At 61.0% G+C, this 5,378-nt stretch carries 6 protein-coding genes and 1 tRNA gene; 4 read left to right on the top strand and 3 right to left on the bottom strand.

Annotation, left to right across the window (positions count from 1 at the left end):
* Positions 1-282 precede the first annotated feature (282 nt).
* Positions 283-1,932: a hypothetical protein gene (locus KH616_RS20800; RefSeq protein ID WP_292250407.1), complete on the top strand. Its 1,650-nt coding sequence runs from the start codon at positions 283-285 to the stop codon at positions 1,930-1,932.
* A gap of 448 nt (positions 1,933-2,380) precedes the next feature.
* Here KH616_RS20800 and KH616_RS20795 read toward each other — a convergent pair.
* Positions 2,381-2,457 (bottom strand) — tRNA-Pro (locus KH616_RS20795).
* Positions 2,458-2,538: 81 nt separating this feature from the next.
* Between KH616_RS20795 and sixA the strand changes: the two genes are divergently transcribed.
* Both sixA and KH616_RS20785 read left to right on the top strand, forming a co-directional pair.
* Positions 2,539-3,000, top strand: coding sequence for a phosphohistidine phosphatase SixA (gene sixA / locus KH616_RS20790; protein WP_292250406.1), 462 nt, complete (start codon positions 2,539-2,541; stop codon positions 2,998-3,000).
* A gap of 158 nt (positions 3,001-3,158) precedes the next feature.
* Positions 3,159-3,965 (top strand): GNAT family N-acyltransferase, encoded by an 807-nt coding sequence (locus KH616_RS20785; protein WP_292250404.1) that lies wholly within the window; start codon positions 3,159-3,161, stop codon positions 3,963-3,965.
* A 201-nt stretch (positions 3,966-4,166) separates the two neighbouring features.
* Here the strand turns inward: KH616_RS20785 and KH616_RS20780 are convergent, their stop codons facing one another.
* Positions 4,167-4,337, bottom strand: a complete 171-nt coding sequence (locus tag KH616_RS20780) for a hypothetical protein (protein ID WP_292250402.1) — start codon at positions 4,335-4,337, stop codon at positions 4,167-4,169.
* Between the two features lie 139 nt (positions 4,338-4,476).
* Between KH616_RS20780 and KH616_RS20775 the strand changes: the two genes are divergently transcribed.
* On the top strand, positions 4,477-4,653 hold the full coding sequence (locus KH616_RS20775; RefSeq protein ID WP_292250409.1) for a hypothetical protein: 177 nt from the start codon (positions 4,477-4,479) through the stop codon (positions 4,651-4,653).
* A 10-nt stretch (positions 4,654-4,663) separates the two neighbouring features.
* On the opposite strand, the gene KH616_RS20770 is transcribed toward KH616_RS20775, so the two are convergent.
* Positions 4,664-5,378, bottom strand: a 715-nt coding sequence (locus KH616_RS20770) for an MATE family efflux transporter (RefSeq protein WP_292250400.1), incomplete at its 5' end; no start/stop codon positions are given.

Genomic DNA, 5,378 nt, shown 5'->3' with positions numbered 1-5,378 from the left:
GCGACGCCATAGTTCTAATGGTGGCGTCTCTCCGGTAGAGTTCGAACGACAGGCCAGTCTGTCAGGCTCGTAGGTGGCTATAGAAATCTGGTCGATTCAAGGAGACAGCCGGCGAAAAGCCGCCGGTCAGATTTTTCTTGATTGACGGCTCCTGCTGAGAGCAGCCGGTGACTGTGCTGGCCAAATATCAGAAGCAGGCCCAAGGCAGAAGTAGGATGCGTCGTTTGGCGTCGCAGCAGCGCCGCTATACTGTCACGTACCTGAGGTGCTCGGAGGTATTCGGTGAATCTGGATGGTGTGTTCGTCGAGTCGGACGATGAGAAAGCCGCGCTTGCAAGCGCGCACGGGAATCGCAGTCTCGAAGCGAAAGGGTCCTACAATACTCTGGACTTCGTGGTTCGCCTACGACCAGACCTTCACAAAGTCCTAGAGGCGCAGGGCGGCGAGATCTCCATGCGCGAATGCGATTTCTGGGATGTGGCGCAAGCCTTTTCGACCTACCTCCACGAAACGATCCACTGGTGGCAGCACGTAGGAACAAGCGCCGGACTCATGCTGAGCTTCTTGCAGCCCGCCCATGCGCATATGAACCGGAAGTGGCTAGACGATGTCCTTGCAACGCATGGACCAGTCAAGCCTCTATTGAGGCTCGCAGAGAAGCTGAGCGATGCTGAGCAGCCGGACGGGGCACTCAACCTTGTCCTCAACAACTGGCACGATCTCGACTTCTTCCAAAAGCTTGTCATCAATCCGGTAGGGTTGGTAAAGCGTGTTGCTGAGCATCCGTATTTCGAGAGCGTCGGTCATTCCTATCGCATGGCGATTGGCGCTGCGAGTTGGCTCATCGGCGCCACGGTGGACCCAAACTACGAAGCGCTCCCTCACCCGCGTGACTGGGAGGCCGATATGGAGGCCCTGCGCGAGAGTAAGGCCGAAGGGTTCTATTTCGGATCACCTATCGAAATCCCACCGCTGGGTCTGTTGGAAATTCTCGAAGGGCAGGCGCGCTTCTCACAGATTCAATATCTCTATGGGGCAAGCGGCGGCTACCTTTCCTGGGACGACTTTCGCAAGCGCGGAATGCTCGACGGCGTCTATGTCCGCGCTTTCGAAACCTTCTTGGATTTCGCGGAGGAGGGGTGGCCGGCAACCGTTGATGACCCTATCGTAGGGCTCTTCCTCCTCATATGCGATGTCGCGCTTTCTCCCTCGGAGGGACTGTTCTTACCAATGACGGACCCCTCTTCCCTCATTTGGTCGACTGACCCGGGCTGGAGGTTCATTTTTCTTTGTCGATTGGCTAAGGAGGAAGGGCGGGGCTTTAAACGCTCTATCCAAACCTATAGCGCTGAGGAGTATTGGGAGGTCAGTCAACGGTTAAGCGACCTGTTGCTGAGCCCTAGCCCAAGGCAGTTCGCCGAAGCCGTTTCACGATACGCCGAAACGCATCCGGCGTGGATCCAACTGATGGAAGAGGACAGGACCTTCGAATACCGCGAAGGAAATTTTCCCATACGAGTGCTGCTCGGGCGCTTCACTCGCGTGCAGCGCGACAAACTGACGGCGCCCCAGTTTTTCTGCTGGCCAGGTATGTGCCTAACCAGCTACCGACAAGCGCTGGACAGCGAAACTGTCCGCTCCCTGTTCAGTGAGCATCAGGCGCTGTTCCTGGATCGTGCCGACAGGGATGTCTATCCTCGACTGGTGCCCGGCAAGGACGAGAAGACGCTCCAACGTCTCTTGGACGATTTCTACATTTGGGTGTCCATGTACGAGATGACCCGTCAGTGGTTGGTCGAAGATGGCCCATTCGACTATGACTATGGCTGGCTGACGAGCAAGTTCAGCGGCGCGGAGATAAAAGACTGGGCGGATAACGCTTTCAAGGTCGGCACGGGCGTACACCCGGATGCATTCTCGGTCTTACGGTGAGTTTGGCGGGCGGTACCTACCGCAGCCTATTACAGACGATCACGCTCCGCGCATCGCGCGCGGTGAAGTGATGCTGGCTTACATTCACGACGAAATAGTGGGCCGCCGACGCGTCAGCGCGTAAGTTGGCTAACATGCTGCATGAGTTGTCGTGACAGACAGCGCAGGTATATCGCGGGTGGCCGAGGGGGAAATTGTCTCTGGCTCGTGTCCTGGGCTGTACAGGTGCTGTATTTGCAATCAATTGCAAATGGCATCCGTCGAGTGGTTTGGGCCGAACGGTGCGCTGGGAGAGTGGTGCTAGTCAGTTTGACACGAAGGGATGCGATCCTTGCAATTGATTGCAACGGGGGCAACAAACTTCTAGTCCGTTGGGGTCAATGTTGGGGTCAAGGATCCAGAAAAGCGAAAGGGGCTACGGTGATTAACCGTAACCCCTTGATTTTACTGGTCGGAGCGATAGGATTCGAACCTACGACCCTCTGATCCCAAATCAGATGCGCTACCAGGCTGCGCTACGCTCCGAAGAATTTTCAATTCTATCGTCTAATATCAGTCACGGTCAATTACATTCTGTGAAAACACGTGATGAAAAAGGAGACGGCCATGATGAATCTGATTTTGTGGCGCCATGCCGAGGCGGAGGACTATGCGGCGAACGACCTCGCGCGCCAGTTGACCGCGCGCGGGCGCAAGGAGGCGCAGACGATGGCGAAATGGCTGCGCAACCGGCTGGAGCAGAACAGCGTGATCCTCGTGAGTCCCGCGGTGCGCACCGTACAGACCGTCGAGGCGCTGACCGATCAGTATCGAAGCGTCGATGCGCTGGCGCCGGGCGGAGACGTCGACGACGTGCTGGCCGCCGCCGGCTGGCCGGACGGTATTGCGCCGACCGTCGTGATCGTCGGGCATCAGCCGACGCTCGGCAGCGTCGCCGCGCGTCTGATTGCCGGTGTCGATGACAGCTGGACCGTGAAGAAGGGCGGCATCGTATGGCTCGCGAGCCGTACGCGGAACGGCGATCGGCAGGCGGTGTTGCGCGCGGCGCTTTCGCCGGATCTCGCCTGATCGGCATTCGTCTGACCATCGGACGCGTTCTCAGGCTTTCTGCTAAAGTCAATTCGGCGACACGTCATTGAAAAGACACGGTTTTGCCACGTAGCGGTCATGGCCGGTTACTACATTGGCGTGCATGTCGTCTTTTTTCATACGACCAGGAAAGCCTAATGCGAGAACTGCCGACGCCTACGCTCCCCTTTGCCTCGCTCTCCCTCGAATCGGCTCGGCGCAAGCTGCCACGGGCCGCCGAAACCGTCACGTCGGAGTTTCGTCTGCGCGCCGCGTGGGCACGCACCGAAGACGAATTGCGTGAAGCTCAGCGCCTGCGCTTCAGCGTGTTCGCCGAAGAGATGGGTGCGCAGGTCAGCGGTCCATCCGGTCTCGACGTGGATCCGTTCGACGCCTATTGCGATCATCTGCTGGTGCGCGATCTCGACACGCTCAAGGTCGTCGGCACGTATCGCGTGCTGCCGCCGCATCAGGCCGCCCGTGTCGGTCGTCTCTACGCGGAAGGCGAGTTCGATCTGTCGCGCCTGACGCACCTGCGCAGCAAGATGGTCGAGGTCGGCCGCTCGTGCGTGCATCAGGACTATCGCAGCGGCGCAGTCATCATGGCGCTCTGGGGCGGCCTTGGCGCATACATGATGCAGAACGGCTACGAGACGATGCTCGGTTGCGCGAGCGTGTCGATGGCCGACGGCGGTCACTACGCCGCGAACCTGTATCAGTCGCTGTCGGCGAATGCGCTGACAGCGCCGGAATATCGCGCGTTCCCGCACACGCCGTTGCCGGTCGAAGAGTTGCAGACGGGCACCGTCGTCGCACCGCCGCCGCTCATCAAGGGCTATCTGCGCCTCGGCGCGAAGATTTGCGGGGCGCCCGCATGGGATCCGGATTTCAACTGCGCCGACTTCCTGACGCTGTTCCGTCTGTCGGATATCAACGCGCGCTACGCCCGTCACTTCCTCGGCTGAGCCGCGTACCGGTCGACACGCGCTGCGCCGCCGTGCGGATGCTTGCCGCACGGCGGCGTTCGTTTGTGTCGCGAAGGGAAAAGGGCAGGGCCATGGCCCCGTGATTGTGCGCAAAACAGCCGCCCGCCCGCGCCCGTCCGAGGGGCGCGGAGACGGCCGCGGTTCGGCGCGGCGCTGGACGGGAGCGGCGGCGTGGCCGGCTTAGTGCTTGCGCCGCCAGTCGAGCAGGTGATGTTCCGCCAGCCAGTGGTGGATCATGCCCTCGCCATCGTGGGAGCGCTTGTATTCGCGCGACTCGAAGATCGAGAGGGCAAGCAGCACCATCAGGCCAATAAACAGGCCGATCAGGCCGGCAATTTCCTCAGACGACATGGCAGCCTCCTTTCAACGGCATAGCGCCATGCAGTACATAGTAGGACATGCGCGGCGCCATTTCGAAATCGGAATACCGCCAGACTCGGCCCGACCCGATCGCGCATTCGACGCGCGATTTCTTTTTCCGGAGCAAGACTTGATGAACCGCTTCATGCTGGCTGTGCTGGCTGCATCGATCCTCGCCGGCTGTGCCGGCGATCCGAAACTGGCGCGCCGCGGCCATCCGCCCGAGGATCCATCCGACTACCACGGCGTGCCGACCGACATGACGCCGCCGTCGATGCTGACCGAGCCACCCGCCGGCGCGAAGTGAGCCTCGATGCTCATGTGGCGGATGCGGGGGCGGTTGTCCGCGCGTCTGCGCCGATCTGCGCGGACAGTTCCGGCAGGTAGCGTGCGAGTGTCGCGCCGCGTGCGGCCATGAACAGCAGGAGCGCGAGCCAGAGGCCGTTGTTGCCCAACGCATCGACGAGAACGAGCGTCGCGGCGACGAACACCGTGAACGATGCGACCATCGCCCGCATCAACGAGCGGGTCTGCGTGGCGCCGATGAACACGCCATCGAGCAGGAATCCCCACACCGAAACGATCGGCGAAATCGCCGCCCAGGGCAGATAACGGATCGCGACCTCGCGGATCGCGGCCTGATCGGTCAACTGCACGACGATCCAGTCGCCCGCGATCCAGTACACGAGTGCGAACATCAGTGCGCCGAGTGCCGACCACAACAATGTGATGCGCACGGCTTGCCGGAAGGCGGCGCGGTCGCGTGCTCCGGCCGCTGCGCCGACCAGCGTTTCTGCGGCATGCGCGAAGCCGTCGAGACTGTAGGCCATGAAGGTCTGCAGATTCAGCAGCAATGCGTTGGCGGCGAGCGTGGCGTCGCCTTGCCGTGCGCCGAGATGCGCGAACCAGCCGAATGCGGTCAGCAGGCACAGCGTTCGGATGAAGATATCGCGGTTCATTGTGACCAGACGCCTGAGCGCCTCCCGGTCGAGCAGCGCACGCGCGGCAAGCGGCGGCAAGCCGCGCGGCCGC

It is taken from the genome of Burkholderia sp. (genome assembly GCF_018375725.1).
In the GTDB taxonomy this organism is placed as follows: domain Bacteria; phylum Pseudomonadota; class Gammaproteobacteria; order Burkholderiales; family Burkholderiaceae; genus Burkholderia.
The sequence above is the reverse complement of the archived record's forward strand: the minus strand, read 5'-3'. Positions and strand labels throughout refer to the sequence as shown.